Source organism: Streptomyces sp. NPDC002125 (genome assembly GCF_053593715.1).
In genome coordinates this window covers 24,227-39,097 of the sequence record NZ_JBSFDD010000032.1, presented here as the reverse complement: position 1 = coordinate 39,097, position 14,871 = coordinate 24,227, and the positions used below count along the sequence as shown (strand labels likewise).

Annotated in this window: 20 protein-coding genes; 13 read left to right on the top strand and 7 right to left on the bottom strand. The window is 70.9% G+C overall.

The window, feature by feature from the left end; all coding sequences use genetic code 11:
• The first annotated feature begins 47 nt into the window (after positions 1–47).
• The 3 genes from ACWCQM_RS35465 (at position 48) to ACWCQM_RS35455 (ending at position 1,619) form a co-directional block, all read left to right on the top strand.
• Complete coding sequence (locus tag ACWCQM_RS35465; protein WP_450919187.1) at positions 48–887, top strand: sulfurtransferase; 840 nt, start codon at positions 48–50, stop codon at positions 885–887.
• A gap of 48 nt (positions 888–935) precedes the next feature.
• Entirely contained in the window at positions 936–1,223 is a 288-nt protein-coding gene (locus tag ACWCQM_RS35460; protein ID WP_014154938.1) for a DUF1416 domain-containing protein, read from the top strand.
• 138 nt (positions 1,224–1,361) lie between these two features.
• Complete coding sequence (locus ACWCQM_RS35455; protein ID WP_073743534.1) at positions 1,362–1,619, top strand: DUF3099 domain-containing protein; 258 nt, start codon at positions 1,362–1,364, stop codon at positions 1,617–1,619.
• A 28-nt stretch (positions 1,620–1,647) separates the two neighbouring features.
• Here ACWCQM_RS35455 and ACWCQM_RS35450 read toward each other — a convergent pair whose 3' ends face one another.
• Positions 1,648–2,010, bottom strand: coding sequence for a DsrE family protein (locus ACWCQM_RS35450; protein ID WP_450919186.1), 363 nt, complete (start codon positions 2,008–2,010; stop codon positions 1,648–1,650).
• A gap of 105 nt (positions 2,011–2,115) precedes the next feature.
• Here ACWCQM_RS35450 and ACWCQM_RS35445 point away from each other — a divergent pair, with 105 nt between their 5' ends.
• The 6 genes from ACWCQM_RS35445 (at position 2,116) to ygfZ (ending at position 7,042) form a co-directional block, all read left to right on the top strand.
• Complete coding sequence (locus ACWCQM_RS35445) at positions 2,116–2,973, top strand: hypothetical protein (RefSeq protein ID WP_450919185.1); 858 nt, start codon at positions 2,116–2,118, stop codon at positions 2,971–2,973.
• Positions 2,970–3,794 carry a hypothetical protein gene (locus ACWCQM_RS35440; RefSeq protein WP_450919184.1) on the top strand — a complete coding sequence of 275 codons (825 nt, stop codon included), beginning with the start codon at positions 2,970–2,972 and terminating at the stop codon, positions 3,792–3,794. Before ACWCQM_RS35445 ends, ACWCQM_RS35440 begins: the two co-directional genes overlap by 4 nt.
• Positions 3,791–4,696: a hypothetical protein gene (locus ACWCQM_RS35435; protein WP_450919183.1), complete on the top strand. Its 906-nt coding sequence runs from the start codon at positions 3,791–3,793 to the stop codon at positions 4,694–4,696. Before ACWCQM_RS35440 ends, ACWCQM_RS35435 begins: the two co-directional genes overlap by 4 nt.
• 259 nt (positions 4,697–4,955) lie before the next feature.
• Complete coding sequence (locus ACWCQM_RS35430) at positions 4,956–5,528, top strand: FABP family protein (protein ID WP_145804631.1); 573 nt, start codon at positions 4,956–4,958, stop codon at positions 5,526–5,528.
• Positions 5,529–5,572: 44 nt separating this feature from the next.
• Entirely contained in the window at positions 5,573–6,046 is a 474-nt protein-coding gene (locus ACWCQM_RS35425) for a Fur family transcriptional regulator (protein ID WP_450919182.1), read from the top strand.
• Between the two features lie 30 nt (positions 6,047–6,076).
• Entirely contained in the window at positions 6,077–7,042 is a 966-nt protein-coding gene (gene ygfZ / locus ACWCQM_RS35420; protein WP_450919181.1) for a CAF17-like 4Fe-4S cluster assembly/insertion protein YgfZ, read from the top strand.
• A gap of 25 nt (positions 7,043–7,067) precedes the next feature.
• Here ygfZ and dtd read toward each other — a convergent pair whose 3' ends face one another.
• On the bottom strand, positions 7,068–7,517 hold the full coding sequence (dtd, locus tag ACWCQM_RS35415) for a D-aminoacyl-tRNA deacylase (RefSeq protein ID WP_450919180.1): 450 nt from the start codon (positions 7,515–7,517) through the stop codon (positions 7,068–7,070).
• A gap of 115 nt (positions 7,518–7,632) precedes the next feature.
• Between dtd and ACWCQM_RS35410 the strand changes: the two genes are divergently transcribed.
• The 3 genes from ACWCQM_RS35410 to ACWCQM_RS35400 all read left to right on the top strand — a co-directional run bounded on the left by ACWCQM_RS35410 (position 7,633) and on the right by ACWCQM_RS35400 (position 10,654).
• Complete coding sequence (locus ACWCQM_RS35410; protein ID WP_450919179.1) at positions 7,633–8,307, top strand: RsiG family protein; 675 nt, start codon at positions 7,633–7,635, stop codon at positions 8,305–8,307.
• Between the two features lie 52 nt (positions 8,308–8,359).
• Positions 8,360–9,331 (top strand): asparaginase, encoded by a 972-nt coding sequence (locus ACWCQM_RS35405; protein WP_267074463.1) that lies wholly within the window; start codon positions 8,360–8,362, stop codon positions 9,329–9,331.
• 66 nt (positions 9,332–9,397) lie between these two features.
• Positions 9,398–10,654 carry a GNAT family N-acetyltransferase gene (locus ACWCQM_RS35400; RefSeq protein ID WP_450919178.1) on the top strand — a complete coding sequence of 419 codons (1,257 nt, stop codon included), beginning with the start codon at positions 9,398–9,400 and terminating at the stop codon, positions 10,652–10,654.
• A gap of 75 nt (positions 10,655–10,729) precedes the next feature.
• On the opposite strand, the gene ACWCQM_RS35395 is transcribed toward ACWCQM_RS35400, so the two are convergent.
• The 5 genes from ACWCQM_RS35395 to ACWCQM_RS35375 form a co-directional block, all read right to left on the bottom strand.
• Positions 10,730–11,008 carry a DUF6510 family protein gene (locus ACWCQM_RS35395; protein ID WP_450919177.1) on the bottom strand — a complete coding sequence of 93 codons (279 nt, stop codon included), beginning with the start codon at positions 11,006–11,008 and terminating at the stop codon, positions 10,730–10,732.
• A 26-nt stretch (positions 11,009–11,034) separates the two neighbouring features.
• The gene (locus tag ACWCQM_RS35390) at positions 11,035–11,736 is read right to left on the bottom strand and encodes an FAD-binding oxidoreductase (protein ID WP_450919176.1); all 702 of its coding nucleotides are present in this window, start codon (positions 11,734–11,736) and stop codon (positions 11,035–11,037) included.
• 2 nt (positions 11,737–11,738) lie between these two features.
• Entirely contained in the window at positions 11,739–12,338 is a 600-nt protein-coding gene (locus tag ACWCQM_RS35385) for a molybdopterin-dependent oxidoreductase (protein ID WP_450919175.1), read from the bottom strand.
• Positions 12,339–12,411: 73 nt separating this feature from the next.
• Positions 12,412–13,239 carry an alpha/beta fold hydrolase gene (locus ACWCQM_RS35380; protein ID WP_450919174.1) on the bottom strand — a complete coding sequence of 276 codons (828 nt, stop codon included), beginning with the start codon at positions 13,237–13,239 and terminating at the stop codon, positions 12,412–12,414.
• A 250-nt stretch (positions 13,240–13,489) separates the two neighbouring features.
• Positions 13,490–13,654 (bottom strand): hypothetical protein, encoded by a 165-nt coding sequence (locus ACWCQM_RS35375; RefSeq protein WP_267074458.1) that lies wholly within the window; start codon positions 13,652–13,654, stop codon positions 13,490–13,492.
• Positions 13,655–13,907: 253 nt separating this feature from the next.
• Here ACWCQM_RS35375 and ACWCQM_RS35370 point away from each other — a divergent pair, with 253 nt between their 5' ends.
• Positions 13,908–14,837, top strand: a complete 930-nt coding sequence (locus ACWCQM_RS35370; protein WP_450919173.1) for a GntR family transcriptional regulator — start codon at positions 13,908–13,910, stop codon at positions 14,835–14,837.
• The last annotated feature ends 34 nt before the right edge of the window (positions 14,838–14,871 follow it).

Genomic DNA, 14,871 nt, shown 5'->3' with positions numbered 1-14,871 from the left:
CCGCACTCCGCACCACCCCGCCGCAGACTGCCCCGGAGGAGAAACACATGAGCCGCGCAGACGTTCTGGTCGACGCCGACTGGGTCGAGGCCCACATCGACGACCCGCAGGTCGCCATCGTCGAGGTCGACGAGGACACCTCGGCGTACGAGAAGAACCACATCAAGAACGCGATCCGGATCGACTGGACCAAGGACCTCCAGGACCCGGTCCGCCGTGACTTCGTCGACCAGGCCGGCTTCGAGAAGCTGCTCTCCGAGAAGGGCATCGGCAACGACACGCTCGTCGTCCTCTACGGCGGCAACAACAACTGGTTCGCCTCGTACGCGTACTGGTACTTCAAGCTGTACGGCCACGAGAACGTCAAGCTTCTCGACGGCGGCCGCAAGAAGTGGGAGCTCGACTCCCGCGACCTGACCGACGCCGTCCCGACGCGCCCGGCCACCGAGTACAAGGCCAAGGCCCAGGACGAGTCGATCCGCGCCTACCGCGACGACGTCGTCAAGGCCATCGGCAGCCTGAACCTCGTCGACGTGCGGTCGCCCGACGAGTTCAGCGGCAAGCTGCTCGCCCCGGCGCACCTCCCGCAGGAGCAGTCGCAGCGTCCCGGCCACGTGCCGAGCGCCCGCAACATCCCGTGGTCGAAGAACGCCAACGACGACGGCACCTTCAAGTCGGACGACGAGCTCAAGGCCCTCTACGAGGACGAGCAGGTCGACCTGTCGAAGGACACCATCGCGTACTGCCGCATCGGTGAGCGCTCCGCGCTCACGTGGTTCGTCCTGCACGAGCTGCTCGGCCAGGCGAACGTCAAGAACTACGACGGTTCGTGGACCGAGTACGGCTCCCTCGTGGGCGTGCCGATCGAGCTCGGCGCCAACAAGTAATTCCGCAGGATCCGATCAGCAGGACCCCGACCAGAAGGACAGAACACCATGTGTGGAGCACAGGCCGGCGGCCCCGACGCTTCGACGATCAAGCCGGGCGAGACCACCATCCAGGGCAGCGTGACCCGCGACGGCGAGCCCGTCACCGGCTACGTCCGCCTGCTGGACTCGACCGGTGAGTTCACCGCCGAGGTTCCGACCTCGGCGACCGGACAGTTCCGCTTCTACGCGGCCGAGGGCACCTGGACGCTGCGCGCCCTCGTTCCGGGCGGCACCGCCGACCGTACGGTCGTGGCGCAGACCGGGGGCCTCGCCGAGGTCGCCATCGCCGTGTAGTTTCACGCGCACGAACGGCCGGAGGGCCGCACCCCAGGGGGTTGGACGCCACCTGTAGCGGGGTGCGGCCCTTCGTGCCGTCCGGGCCCGTGCCGCGCGCAAGGAGAGTTCCGGGCGCGGGAGTTCTACGCTGGAGGTATGTACGCCCGGCGTAGGCGCGTCTACTTCCTGATGATGGGCGGATGCCTCTTCCTGTTCGTCTCCGCCTGGGCCTTCGTGCGCCTGTGGTCCGTCCCCGCGGCGGTCGCGATGTGTGTGGTCGCCATGGTCGTTCCGCCTGTCGCGGCGGTGATCGCGAACCGGCGGGGGCCGGAGGACCGCTGGTGGGACGATCCCTCCGGCGACCCGGAGTCGGACGAGTGGTGGGACGAGCTCGACGGCCGCAAGCGCCGCTGAGGGCTGCCGGGACGGCCCCCGGCCGGGCTCAGTAGACGAGCGCCTGGGTGCCGTCCGTCATGGCCTCCTGCACGAAGACCTGGGCGCCCGCGATGCGTACGCCCTCCAGGACGTCCTTCTCCGTGATGTCGCGCCGTGCCGCGCACTGGGTGCAGAGCGTGAGCCGCCCGCCCGCCAGGACCGAGTCGAGCAGATCGGGCAGCGGCGCGGAGTGCGGCAGTTCGAACTCGGCCGCGCGGCCGGGCAGGGCGAACCAGGCGGACTCGCCGGTCAGCCACAGCGAGACCTCGACCCCGCTGGCGACGGCCACGGCCGCGACCGTGAAGGCCTGCGAGCAGCGCTCGGGGGCATCGGCTCCGGCGGTCACCTTGATCACGAGCTTCTTCGACATGTACCGAACTGTAATCCGCGGGTGAGCAACCTCCGCTGTGACCTGTGAGTCAGTTGTGTGCGCGGGTGATGGAACCCGCGCTTCAGGTCTCATGGGGGGACCCTTTTGGAACCGAACGACACCCTTCCGTCCGCGCCGTCGGAGGTGCCGGCCGAAGCACAGGCCGCCCCGGCCGGCACGCAGGGAGAAGCACAGGGCACTCGCGCCGAAGCGCCTGCCGCCCCGGCGCGCCCTCGTCCACGCGGGCGCACGGCCCTGCTGATCGCCGCCGCGGCGCTGCTCGGCATCTCCGGCGGCACGGCCGTCGGTTACGGAATCCAGGCCGAGCGGCCACCGACGCCGCTGCCCGCGCTCTCGCAGTGGGAGCTGGTCTACCCGGCGAAGGCCCTTCCCGCGGACAAGGTCCCGGCCCCGTTGCCCGCCTCGCAGGACCGCCAGGTCAGGACGGACGGCGATCTGCGCAAGCTGATCATCGACCGTCCGTCGGGCTGGAGCGAGGACAAGGACGAGGACTGGGTGGACGACGGCTGGATGACCGTGGGGGACTTCGCGCGCGAATTCGACAACGACGACACCACGTACCAGTACTTCCTGGAGTCCGACATACGCCGCGTCGCAGCGGCGGCCTGGAAGAAGGGCCCGCACCGCGAGGCGGAGATCCAGCTCGTCCAGTTCTCCTCCGGGACGGAGACCAGGGCCGCCGACTTCGCCGAGGGGCAGCGCTCGTACATGTCCGGGGCCGAACGGGGCGCGGGCAACGAAGGCGACGCGGTCAAGGGGAGCGGCGAGGGCCGCTACTACCTCTACGCCGTCGACCGGAAACCCGGTTATCTGCCCTTCTACCGGGCCAGGGCCGTCATGCACCGCGGCGACGTCATGGTCCAGATCAATCTGTTCGACACCCGGCCGATCAGCAAGAAGGACATCCGGACGCTGGCCGAGCGACAGCTGGAGCGCCTGTGAACGACATGACCCTGCCCGACCCCCCGGAGGCGGCCCCGGACGTCCGGGCGGCCGAGGTCCCGGACACCCCCGCGCGCACCGGGCGGGCCCGGCGGATTCTGCTCACCGCCCTTCCCTTCGTCCTGGTGCTGGGCGCCGTCGGAGGCGCCGCCGGGTACACGAATGCCACGGTCGACGGCGCGGACCGCACCGTGCAGACCACGCTCTGGGAGGTGTCCGAGCGCGAGCCCGGCAAGGATCCCGCGGGCGATGTCGACCGGGGCCGTTCCGGCACCGAACTCAGCAAGCTCCTGCTGCCGGTGCCCGAGGGCTACCGGCTCGGTCCGGACGACGCCGGGTACGGCAACGACGACGAGGTGGACGGCAGGCGGGCCGCTGCCGCGATGAAGGAGTCCAGCCGGGGGCTGGCGGGCAAGGAGCGCCGGGACTACGAGAAGCGGATCGACAAGCTCCGCGTGCAGGGCCTCGCTCTCCGGTCGTACGTCTCGGTGCACAACGACCTGGAGGTGCACGCCGAGATCGTGCGGATGAAGGACACGAAGGCCGTCCGGGACTTCTACACCTTCCAGACGGAGCTGTTCGACCTCCTGGGGATCTTCCGCGACGGCCCGAAGGTCAAGGGCCACACCCGGAAGGCGACCTGTTACGTGCAGCCCAAGGACAGCGAGAGCGGCATCGAGGACATGGTGTGCGCGGCCTACGACGGCGAGCTGAACATCACCTACCGGGCCACCGGCACCAAGCCCGTCGACAAGGCCGCCGTCGCCGAACTGCTGAAGGACCAGCTGGACCACATCACGTCCCCGGGGGAGTACGTATGACCGAGCAGACGGCCCCACCGGCCGACGTGGCCGTGGAAGACGCCGTTCCCGCCACGACCACCCTCCCGCCGGTCCCGGAGGGCCCGCCGCCTCCTTCCGTGCGGGAGGAGGGCCCCGCGCCCGCCGCACCCCGCCCGCCGCGCCGCGTCCTGCGGGCCGTCCTCCGGTGGACGGCCGCCGTGCTCGTCATGGGCGGGCTGGGAGCCGGCACGGCCGCCGGCATCACGTCGATGGAGCGCACCGACGTACCGGGGCTCGCCACCCGCGACGACGGGCGGTGGGACTACCCGGCACTGACCCTGCCCGCCCTGCCCGCCGACGCGCCCCGTCCGTTCAGCGACTCCAACCTCGCGGAGGTCCACCACGCGGACCTGCGGCGCCTGCTGGTGCCGACGCCTGCCGGTGCCACCGAGATCAAGGGCCTCGACGGCGGGTGGGTGGACACCGCCCGGTACGTCGCCGAGTACGGCAAGGGTGACCGGGCCGCCCTCACCCAGCACCTGAACGACTCCGCCCTGCGGCACATAGCCGCACGCGGCTGGACCATGCCGGACGGCACGTCGTCCCGGGTCTATCTGCTCCAGTTCAACTCGGTCGCGTACTCCACGGCCTTCCACGACGAGATCTACGAGCACCAGTCGCTCGACTCGCTGCCGATCCCCCTCGACGGGAGCACCGAGCCCGTGTTCGACGAGGACTGGACCGCCACGGCCGGGGCGGAATTCACCACGGCGCACGTCTACTCCGAGCCCGAGCCGTACGGCCCCGAGCAGAGCCGCTACGCCTACGTGCTGGCGGGGGACACCGTCGCCCTGATCGTCCACAGCCGCAAGGGCGAGGCCGGAACGGCGGCCGTTCCCTTCCACCAGACGCTGATCCTGCAGAACCAGCTCCTGGGCTGAGCGGACCGCGCCCGGGGGAAACCCCGGGCCGCCGTGCCGGGCCCCCACCCATTAGGCTGGGGGCCCGGCCGTCCGCTGCCGTCATGTCGTTCGTTCCGAGGAGCTCCCGTGCTTGAGGCCTTCTTCTCCGCCCTGCTGGTCCTGGTGTGCGTCGGCGTGCTCGCCTTCGCCGTGGTGACCGTGAAGAAGCTGTACCAGGGCCAGCGCTGACCCTCGCCGAACACCTTCCGTACACCCTCACAGATCGTCTGAGCCGCTCATGATCGAGATCCCGTCCGACCTCCACCCGGACCTCGTGCCGCTGGCCTTCCTCCTGGGCAACTGGGCGGGTGCGGGTGTCGCCGACTTCCCCGGTGCCGAGAAGTGCAACTTCGGCCAGGAAGTCACCTTCAGCCACGACGGCCGCGACTTCCTGGAGTACGTCTCGCACTCCTGGGTGCTGGACGCCGAGGGCAAGCAGGTCAAGCCGCTGGAGTCCGAGTCCGGCTACTGGCGCGTCGACAAGGACCGCAAGGTCGAGATCGTCATGGTCCGTGACCAGGGCATCGTCGAGGTCTGGTACGGCGAGCTGGCGAAGCAGAAGCCGCAGATCGACCTCGTCACCGACGCGGTGGCCCGCACGGCGGCCTCCGGCCCGTACAGCGGCGGCAAGCGGCTCTACGGCTACGTGAACAGCGACCTGATGTGGGTCGGCGAGAAGGCCACCCCCGACGTGGAGCTGCGGCCGTACATGTCGGCGCACCTCAAGAAGGTCGTCACCCCGGAGCAGGTCGCCGAGATGGCGCGGGGCCTCGGGGACCTGCCGGACGACGGCATCGCGTTCTTCAAGTAGTCCGTTCAGGCGGGCCCGTGCTCACCCAGCCCTACACTGGGGCTGTGGTGAGCACCGACTGGAAGACCGATCTTCGGCAGCGTGGCTACCGGCTGACGCCTCAGCGCCAGCTCGTCCTGGAGGCCGTCGACACCCTGGAGCACGCGACGCCCGACGACATCCTCTGCGAGGTGCGCAGGACCGCGTCGGGGGTGAACATCTCCACCGTCTACCGGACCCTGGAGCTCCTGGAGGAGCTCGGGCTGGTCAGCCACGCCCACCTCGGGCACGGCGCCCCGACGTACCACCTGGCGGACCGCCACCACCACATCCACCTGGTCTGCCGTGACTGCGCGGACGTCATCGAGGCGGATGTGGACGTGGTCGCCGACTTCACCGAGAAGCTGCGGGGCACGTTCGGCTTCGAGACCGACATGAAGCACTTCGCGATCTTCGGGCGCTGCGCCGGCTGCACGGTGAAGGCGAAGGCGAAGGCGGAGCGGTCCGGACCGGCCGAGGGTCCCGACGGCGGGCGGTAGTCCGCGCCGTACGAGTCGTACGCTGGTCGCATGAAGAGCCCCCTGCTGTCCCTGCCCGGCGCCGTCCCCGCCGAGGGGCGCGACGAAGGCGTCGCCGCGCACTACGGCGACCTGTTCCGTGAGCAACGCTCCCTCGCCGACGGCAGCGGCCTCGTCGACCTCTCGCACCGCGGCGTCGTCACGGTCACCGGCGAAGACCGGCTGGCCTGGCTGCACCTGCTGCTCACCCAGCACGTCAGCGACCTCGCGCCGAACCAGGCGACGGAGGCGCTGATCCTCTCCGCCAACGGGCACATCGAGCACGCCCTCTACCTCGTCGACGACGGCACGACGGTGTGGATGCACGCCGAGCCCGGGACCGAGGGCGAGCTCATCGCGTACCTGGAGTCGATGAAGTTCTTCTACCGGGTCGAGGTCGCCGACCGCACCGAGGACTTCGCCGTCGTGCACCTGCCCGCCGGCTCCATCGCCGAGGTCCCCGACGGTGTGGCCGTACGCGAGACGCCGCACGGCCGTGACCTCTTCCTGCCCCGGGACGGCCTGGAGGCGTACGCGGCGGCGCACGGCCCCGTGGCGGGCATCCTGGCCTACGAGGCGCTGCGCGTCGAGGCGCACCGCCCGCGCCTGGGCTTCGAGACCGACCACCGTACGATCCCGCACGAGCTGGGCTGGATCGGCACCGCCGTGCACCTCCAGAAGGGCTGCTACCGGGGCCAGGAGACGGTCGCCCGCGTCCACAACCTGGGGAAGCCGCCGCGCCGCCTCGTCTTCCTGCACCTGGACGGCAGCGAGGTCCACCTGCCCGGCCACGGCACCCCGGTCAGGCTCGCCGCCGACGGGGAGGAGGGCCGCCAGCTCGGCTTCATCACCACGTCGGCCCGCCACCACGAGCTGGGGCCGATCGCCCTGGCGCTGGTGAAGCGGAACACGGCGGTGGACGCCGAACTGATCGCCGGTGACACGGCCGCCGCCCAGGAGACCGTCGTCGAGCCGTAGGCGGCCGGGCGGGTTGCCCGGACGGCTAGACGTCGATCAGTACGGTGAACGGGCCGTGGTTCGTGAGCGAGACCCGCATGTCCGCTCCGAACCTGCCCGTCTCCACCTGGGCGCCGAGCGCGCGCAGCTGTGCCACGACCTCGTCGACCAGAGGCTCCGCGACATCGCCGGGCGCGGCGGCGTTCCAGGTGGGCCTGCGGCCCTTCCTGGCGTCCCCGTAGAGGGTGAACTGAGAAATGACCAAAAGCGGTGCATTCACGTCCGAGCAGGACTTCTCGCCCTCAAGAATCCGCAAGGTCCACAGCTTGCGGGCGAGCTGCGCCGCCTTCTCCGCGGTGTCGCCGTGAGTGACCCCCACCAGCACACACAGCCCTTCGCCGACGATTTCGCCGACCGTTCCGTGCGCCTGCGACTCGTCCCCGGCGTCCCTGACGGTGACGCTCGCACCGTCCACTCTCTGTATCACTGCACGCATACAGACCAACCTATCTTGGGCTGAACGGGTACAGAGCACCTGCGTGAACACCCTGCGTAGTGGCACGATGCACGATGTCGGTGTGCCGACGCACCGGTCGAGGGGACGGAACATCATGACGACACGTGGAACCGGGCCATCGCCCGGCGCCGTACCAGTGACACGTACACCCGGCAGCCTGCGGCCGCCGGTGCAGCGGACCGGTGACGCTCCCGGCCAGCTGTCCACGCCGCCCGTGCAGCTGCCCGGCGCGGTCTCCGTGCCGGGGCAGACCGGGAGCGGTGCGGGAGAGGGGCTCGCCTCCGTACGCCCGCAGCCCGAATTCGGCGGGCTGCGGCTGCCGGAGCTGCGGACCCGGCGCCGTGAGGCGCAGCGCGACGAGGCGGACCTCAGTTACGTCCGCCGGCTGGTCCAGGGCCGCATCGACATCCTGCGGGCCGAGCTCGCCGGCCGTGGCGGGCCCCAGTCGCCCGTGGTGGACCGGCTCTCGGAGATCCTCGCCGACACCCCGTCCGTCCACCGGTCGTCGGTGCGGCACGTCACCCTCACCACGCCGCGCAGCGACGAGTACCGGCAGCTGGCGGCGGACACCCTCGCGGAGGTCGAGCTCTCCGACCTCGACGCCCGGACGGACGAGGAGCTGCTCGCCGCCATGGCGAGGCTCGTGCGCTACGAGCGGCGGGTGTCCAGGCGCCGTCACCGGCTCCAGCGGACGGTCGACGATTGCAGCGCGGAGATCGCCCGCAGGTACCGTGACGGGGAAGCACAAGTAGAGGACCTGCTCGCCTGAGGCGACCCTGACGGGGGGCGGGTCACGCCCGTCCCCCGGAAGGCCTCACCCCATGACCTCCTCCATAGCCTCGTCCTCGTCGCCCGTGCTCCCGGTCCTGGCCGAGGTCGTGCGGTCCGGCTTCACCGAGGGCCGCCACCGGGGGTCACTGGTGGTCCTGGCCGCCGACGGGAGCGTGGAGCTCGCGCTCGGCGACCCGGCGGCCCCGGTCTTCCCGCGCTCGTCCAACAAGCCGATGCAGGCCGCTGCGATCCTGCGGGCCGGTCTTGATCTCTCGGGGGAGCGGCTGGCGCTGGCCGCCGCGAGCCACTCGGGGGAGGGCTTCCACCTGGAGCTGGTGCGCACGATGCTCGCCGAGCACGGGCTGAAGCCGGACGATCTCCGGACCCCGCCCGATCTGCCGCTGGACCCGGTCGAGGCCGAGGCGTATCTGGCGGCCGGGGGTGTGCGGGAGCCGCTCACCATGAACTGCTCGGGCAAGCACGCGGCGATGCTCGCCGTCTGCGTACGCAACGGCTGGGACACCGCGAGCTATCTCGACCCGGCGCACCCGCTCCAGCGGCTGGTCGGTGAGGTGGTCGCCGAGGCGGCGGGCGAGCCGGTGGCGGCGCTGGGCACGGACGGCTGCGGGGCGCCGCTGATGGCGATCGGGCTGGTGGGCCTGGCCCGCGCGTTCCGGTCGTTCGTGCTGGCGGAGCCCGGCACGGCGGAGCGCCGGGTCGCGGACGCGATGCGGGCGCACCCGGAGTACGTCGCGGGCACGCGGCGGCCGGACACCTGGCTGATGCGGGAGGTGCCGGGCGCGCTCTCCAAGATGGGCGCGGAGGCCGTCCAGGCGCTGGCCCTCCCGGACGGCAGGGCGCTGGCCTTCAAGATCGACGACGGCGCGACGCGCGCCCTGGGGCCCGTGCTGGCCCGCTCGCTCGAACTGCTGGGTGTCGACGCCCCGGTGGTGTCCCGTATCGGGAGCGCGCCGCTGCTGGGCGGTGCCGCGCGGGTCGGCGAGATCAGGGCGGCGTTCTGACCGGTGGCCGCGCGGCGCCGTAAAAGCGCGCGACATCCCGAGGGCCGGGTGCCTAGCGTGGGCGGTATGAGCTTTGATCATCGCACCGTCTCCGCCGCCGAGTTCCCCGACTGGATGCGCGCCGTCGGAGCCGGATTCCTCCGGTCGTCGGCGGGACCGGTCCCGGAGGAGGAGATCGCGGTGCGTCTGGCCCATGCCGATCTCGACCGCGTGCAGGGCGTGTTCGACGCCGGTCGCTGTGTGGCCACCTTCCGGTCCTTCGCCCAGGAGCTGACCGTCGTCGGCGGGGCGACCGTGCGGGCGGACGCGATCACGGCCGTGACGGTGACCCCCACGCACCGGCGGCGCGGACTGCTCAGCCGGATGATGGCGAAGGACCTGGCGGCGGCGAAGGACCGCGGTGACGTGGTCGCGTCGCTGATCGCCGCCGAGTACCCGATCTACGGGCGGTACGGATTCGGTCCGGCCGCCTGGACCACCGAGTGGGAGATCGACGTCCCCCGGGCGGGCCTGGACCCGCGCGGCAGGGTCCCCTCCGAGGTGGACGGCGGCCGGCTCGAGCTGGTGGACGGCGCGGACGTGCGCAAGCTGGGCCCCGCACTGCACGCCCGTCTCGCCGCACGACAGCACGGCGTGGTCTCCCGCGACGAGCGTTGGTGGCAGCGGAACACCGGTGTGGACGTCCCTGCGGCCGAGTCGTGGACGGAGCCGTTTTACGCGGTGTACCGGTCGGCGGACGGGGAGACGGACGGCCTGATCACCTATCGCGCCGACGACAACTGGGGCGACCGGAAGCAGCCGCTCAACAAGGCGACGGTGAGCGGCATGATCGCGGCGACCCCGGCCGCGGAGCGCGCCCTGTGGCACTTCGTCTGCTCCATCGACTGGATCACCACGGTCCGAACGGGCTACCGCGCCCCCGACGACGTGCTGCCGCTCCTCCTGCCGGACCCGCGCGCCGCCCGTGTGGTGACGCAGGCGGACTGGCTGTGGCTGCGGCTGCTGGACGTCCCCCGGGCCCTGGAGGCACGGACGTACGCGACCGAGGCGGCCCTGGTCCTGGACGTCAGGGACGCGGCGGGCCTGGCCGGCGGCCGCTGGCTGCTGGAGGTCTCGCCGTCCGGCGCCTCGTGCGCCCCGACGACCCGCGACGCGGACCTCACGCTGGACGTGGCGGAGCTGGGCACGCTGTATCTCGGCGACGAGTCGCCGCTGCGGCTGGCCGCGCTGGGCCGGCTGGACGAGCACAGGCCGGGGGCTGCCGCGACGGCGGAGGCGGTGTTCAGGACGCCCCTGCGGCCGTGGTGCCCGGACGTGTTCTGAGGCCCTGGACCCGAACCGCGGCGCACGGACCCTCGGCGGCGGCTCAGAGGCGCGGGCACGATCCCCGGCTGTGGCTCAGAGGCGCGGGAACCTGAACGCGCCCGCGCCACCGCCCATCTGCAGCCACAGATGGCCGGGCTGCTCGACCAGGCGCAGGGCGACGGCCGCGCAGCCGGGGCAGCGTCCGGTCAGGCCGGGTTCAGGACCGTAGACGTGCAACTGCGCGAGGGAGCCGGTCAGCCCGCAGTCGGGGCAGCGCCGCCAGGCCGTGGTCGGGTCGACGGCAAAGATCTGCGACAGCGGGCCTGCCAGGGCGTTGCCGTCTCGGTGCGAGCTGAACGGGGTGTCCGGCACGGGTGCCTCCTTGGCGGTCGGGTCGGTCAGCCGAAGCGTTCTGTGCGGATGCGCCCGGGCGGGTGGCCCGCGTCGGTCAGCAGTCCGGCGGCGTGTTCCACGAAGCCGGTCGGCCCGCACACGAAGCACTCGGGCGTGTTGTCGGCTCCGGTGGGCAGCGCCAGGTCGGAGGCGGTGACCCGGCCCGGGGGACGGGACGAACCGGGCGGGGCCTGCCGGGTGTGGACGAGGTGCACGGTCGTGCCGAGACCGGTGCCGGTGAGTTCCTCGCGGTACCAGATCTGGCCGGGGTCGCGAACCGAGTAGACCAGGTGCATGGGTGCCGTCGAGTGGTTCCGGTGGGCCCGGATCATCGCCATCAGCGGCACTATGCCGCAGCCGCCGGCGACCAGGAGCACCGCGCCGTCCGTGTCCGGCCGCCACACGAACCAGCCCCCCAGGGGCCCTCTGACCTCCACCTCGGCGTTCAGGGGGAGGTCGTCGGCGAGGTACGGGGAGACCTCGCCGCCCGGTACGGACTGCACGCCGAGCTCGATCCGGGAGCCCTCGGCCGGGGCGGCCAGGGAGTAGCTGCGTACGGCGTGGTAGCCGTCGTCCGCGGTGAGGCGCACATCCACGTGCTGGCCGGCCAGGTGCCCGGGCCAGCGGGGTACGTCGAGGTACAGGGTGCGGCCGGTCGCGGACTGGTCCTCGCGGCCCACGAGCCGGGCGGGCGTCCACGTGCTCATGGTCAGTCGCTCCAGGTGCGCTGCTCGCGCCAGGGGTCGCCGTACTCGTGGTAGCCCACCGACTCCCAGAATCCCGGTTCGTTCCCGGGTGTCAGGGTGAGGCCCTTCACCCACTTGGCGGACTTCCAGAAGTACAGGTGCGGCACCAGCAGCCGGACGGGACCGCCGTGTTCGGGCGACAGGTCGTAGCCGTCGAAGGTGTGGACGAGCCAGGCCTTGCCGTCCTGGAGGTCCTCCAGCGGCAGGTTGGTGGTGTAGCCGCCTTCGCTCCGGACGAGGGCGAAGTCCGCGGTCGTCTCGACGTCCGCGAGCAACGTGTCCATGGATACCCCGCGCCAGGAGGTGTCGAACTTCGACCACCGCGTGACGCAGTGGATGTCGACCGTGAACTCCTCCTGGGGCAGGTCCTTCATCTGTTCCCAGTCCCAGATGTGCTTCCGTCCGGTCTCCGTGGTGACGGTGAACTCCCACGTGTCCGTGGGCACGTGCGGAGTGGGACCGGCCGAGAGGACGGGGAACGACTCGGTCGGATACTGACCGGGGGGCAGCCTGCCCTCGAACCGGTGCGTGCGGCCCTGGAAGCCCGGGGAGAAGTTGCCCACGATCTGTCCCTCTCATGTCGACGCCGTGTCGGAGCGGGATCGTCCGACAGACCGCGGGCCGCTTCCCGCGGTGTCACTTCTTGAGGAAGTCCAGGAGATCCTTGTTGAACTTCTCCTTGTCGCCCGGGACGAGCGCGATGCCGTGCGAGCCGCCCTCGTACACCTTGAGGGTCGCGTTCGGGATGATCTTCGCGGACTTGCGGCCGGTGGCGTCGATCGGCACCACCTGGTCGTCGTCGCCGTGCACGACGAGCGTGGGGATGTCGAACTTCTTCAGGTCCTCGTGGAAGTCCGTCGACGCGAAGGCGTCCACGCAATCCACGCCGCCCTCGATGGTCTGGGCCATGGCCATGTACCAGAAGGCGTCCTTGTTGCCCTGGGTGACCTTGTTGCCGTCCCGGTTGGCGCTGAAGAATCCGACGGCGGTGTCCTTCCAGAACTGCGAGCGCTCGGTCAGGATGCCCTTCTTGATGTCGTCGAAGACCGACTGGGGCACGCCTTCCGGGTTGTCCGGGCCCTGGAGCATCAGCGGCGGGACGGCCGAGAGCAGGACGGCGGACTTGATGCGGTCGGTGCCGTGCCGGCCGATGTAGCGGGCCAGCTCGCCGCCGCCCATCGAGTGGGCGACCAGCGTCACGTCGCGCAGGTCGAGCTGCGTGATCAGGTCGTTCAGGTCGTCCGCGAAGGTGTCGAAGTCGTAGCCGTCGTACACCGGCGTGGAGCGGCCGTGGCCCCGGCGGTCATGGGCGATGCCCCGGTATCCGGCGTCCGCGACCGCCTTCAGCTGGTCCTGCCAGGCGTCGCCGTTCAGCGGCCAGCCGTGGATGAAGACGACGGGGCGGCCGTTCCCCCAGTCCTTGTAGAAGATGTCGACACCGTCACGCGTCGTACAGACCGGCATGGCATACCTCCTTGTTCGGGATGATTTTGTGCCACTCGTCCCATCTTCCACGCCGTGCCACGGCCCGCACCTCGGCGGAAAACAGCCTGATGGGGGCTACGGCGCGGCGCCCACCGGGGCCGCTCCCGCCCTGGCCGTCGCGGAACCGGTGCGGCAGACGCGGTCCGGGCGGCTCCGCCCGGCGCCGGCGCGGGCGCGCGTCCTGCCGCCCGGCACCGTTTCGCCGGCCTGGACCGCCGGCGAAACGATGTCAGTCGGTCGGCGTGAAGAGCAGGGCCAGGATGAGGGCACCGGCACAGGCACAGTTGGAGTTGCCCATCTTCAGGCCGAGGCCCAGCAGGGCGACGCCGAGGCTGCCCATGACGCCGTACTTCCACTGAATGATCTGCTCGAGGCCCAGGGTGATCAGAGGCATGGCGGTCACTCCTTCCCAGATGGAGGGATCGGCGCGGTGCGCCGCTGGGTGAGGGGAGACCGGTGGAGTGTGCGCGACGCTGCGCAGAGACCGGACAACAAATGCCCTTACAAGTCCCCCGTTTGACTTGTCGTACTTATGCCCTCGGGTAACTACCTCGCAAACTTGTCTGGTTGTTTGGTAGTTGTAGGTTCGGTGAAGAGCATCAGCGTGTCATCTCACCTTGTTCGCCGCGTAGTTGTATGGTTGCAGCGTGACAAGTCATGGTTCTGCCCCGCGTGATGCCACGTTCCAGTACCGATGGGTCGCCGACGAGCTGCGCAAGGAGATCAACAGCGAGGCCCGGCGCCCCGGCGAACGCCTCCCGACGCAGGAGGAGCTCGCCGCGCGCTTCAACGTCTCGCGGGCGACGGTGAACCAGGCGCTGTCCCTCCTGCGCAAGGAGGAGCTGATCGTCACCCGGCAGGGCAGCGGGTCCTTCGTGGCGTCCGAGACGGGGGACTCCCCTCGTGTTCCGGCGCCCACCGCGCGCCCCGAGGGCGATGTGTGGGCCGTGGTCTCCGAGCGCGTGCCGCCCGTGCTTCTGCGGCCGTATCTGGTCGAGGCCTTCGAGGCCAACGTGGTCAGGCTCGACGTCTTCTCGATGACGACGGAGTCGCTCGCCGCGAGGGTCGTCGACCAGAAGGACCGTATCGTCGCCAAGGAGATCAGCCCGCCCCGGAGCATCACCGCGCGGCTGCTGCTCCCCAACACCGAGTCGACGGCGCTGGCGATCCCCCGGCAGGTGTCGGGCGAGGACGACCCCCGGGTGCGGGCGCGGCTCGGCGGAATCCTGCACAGCCATGTGACCATGCTGCGGAACGCCCTGTACGAACTCCGCCGGCTCAAGATCGTGGAGGAGGTCGACGTGCAGGTCCGGCTGGTCCCCTTCGCGCCCCAGATGAAGCTGTACATCCTGAACAACCGGGTGGTGCTCCAGGGCTTCTACATCCCGGAGGAGGGCACCGCGACCCTGCCGGACGGGGAGGACGTCGCGACCTACGACGCCTACGGCACCGGGGCCACCCTGTACCCCTTCCGGGCCTCGGCCGACTCGACCCCCGAGCAGGCGGGAGTGGTCCGGGCGGCGCGGCAGTTCTTCGACGCCACCTGGGACAACCTCGCGACGAAGGCGACGTTCTGACCGTGCCCCGCACGACCATCCCTGTGACGCCCCT

What these genes read in the sequence shown, in the direction of transcription:
- ACWCQM_RS35465 (WP_450919187.1), top strand. Translation starts at nt 48, where the DNA reads ATGAGCCGCGCAGACGTTCTGGTCGACGCCGACTGGGTCGAGGCCCAC.
- ACWCQM_RS35460 (WP_014154938.1), top strand. Translation starts at nt 936, where the DNA reads ATGTGTGGAGCACAGGCCGGCGGCCCCGACGCTTCGACGATCAAGCCG.
- ACWCQM_RS35455 (WP_073743534.1), top strand. Translation starts at nt 1,362, where the DNA reads ATGTACGCCCGGCGTAGGCGCGTCTACTTCCTGATGATGGGCGGATGC.
- ACWCQM_RS35450 (WP_450919186.1), bottom strand. Translation starts at nt 2,010, where the DNA reads ATGTCGAAGAAGCTCGTGATCAAGGTGACCGCCGGAGCCGATGCCCCC.
- ACWCQM_RS35435 (WP_450919183.1), top strand. Translation starts at nt 3,791, where the DNA reads ATGACCGAGCAGACGGCCCCACCGGCCGACGTGGCCGTGGAAGACGCC.
- ACWCQM_RS35430 (WP_145804631.1), top strand. Translation starts at nt 4,956, where the DNA reads ATGATCGAGATCCCGTCCGACCTCCACCCGGACCTCGTGCCGCTGGCC.
- ygfZ (WP_450919181.1), top strand. Translation starts at nt 6,077, where the DNA reads ATGAAGAGCCCCCTGCTGTCCCTGCCCGGCGCCGTCCCCGCCGAGGGG.
- dtd (WP_450919180.1), bottom strand. Translation starts at nt 7,517, where the DNA reads ATGCGTGCAGTGATACAGAGAGTGGACGGTGCGAGCGTCACCGTCAGG.
- ACWCQM_RS35410 (WP_450919179.1), top strand. Translation starts at nt 7,633, where the DNA reads ATGACGACACGTGGAACCGGGCCATCGCCCGGCGCCGTACCAGTGACA.
- ACWCQM_RS35405 (WP_267074463.1), top strand. Translation starts at nt 8,360, where the DNA reads ATGACCTCCTCCATAGCCTCGTCCTCGTCGCCCGTGCTCCCGGTCCTG.
- ACWCQM_RS35400 (WP_450919178.1), top strand. Translation starts at nt 9,398, where the DNA reads ATGAGCTTTGATCATCGCACCGTCTCCGCCGCCGAGTTCCCCGACTGG.
- ACWCQM_RS35390 (WP_450919176.1), bottom strand. Translation starts at nt 11,736, where the DNA reads ATGAGCACGTGGACGCCCGCCCGGCTCGTGGGCCGCGAGGACCAGTCC.
- ACWCQM_RS35380 (WP_450919174.1), bottom strand. Translation starts at nt 13,239, where the DNA reads ATGCCGGTCTGTACGACGCGTGACGGTGTCGACATCTTCTACAAGGAC.
- ACWCQM_RS35375 (WP_267074458.1), bottom strand. Translation starts at nt 13,654, where the DNA reads ATGCCTCTGATCACCCTGGGCCTCGAGCAGATCATTCAGTGGAAGTAC.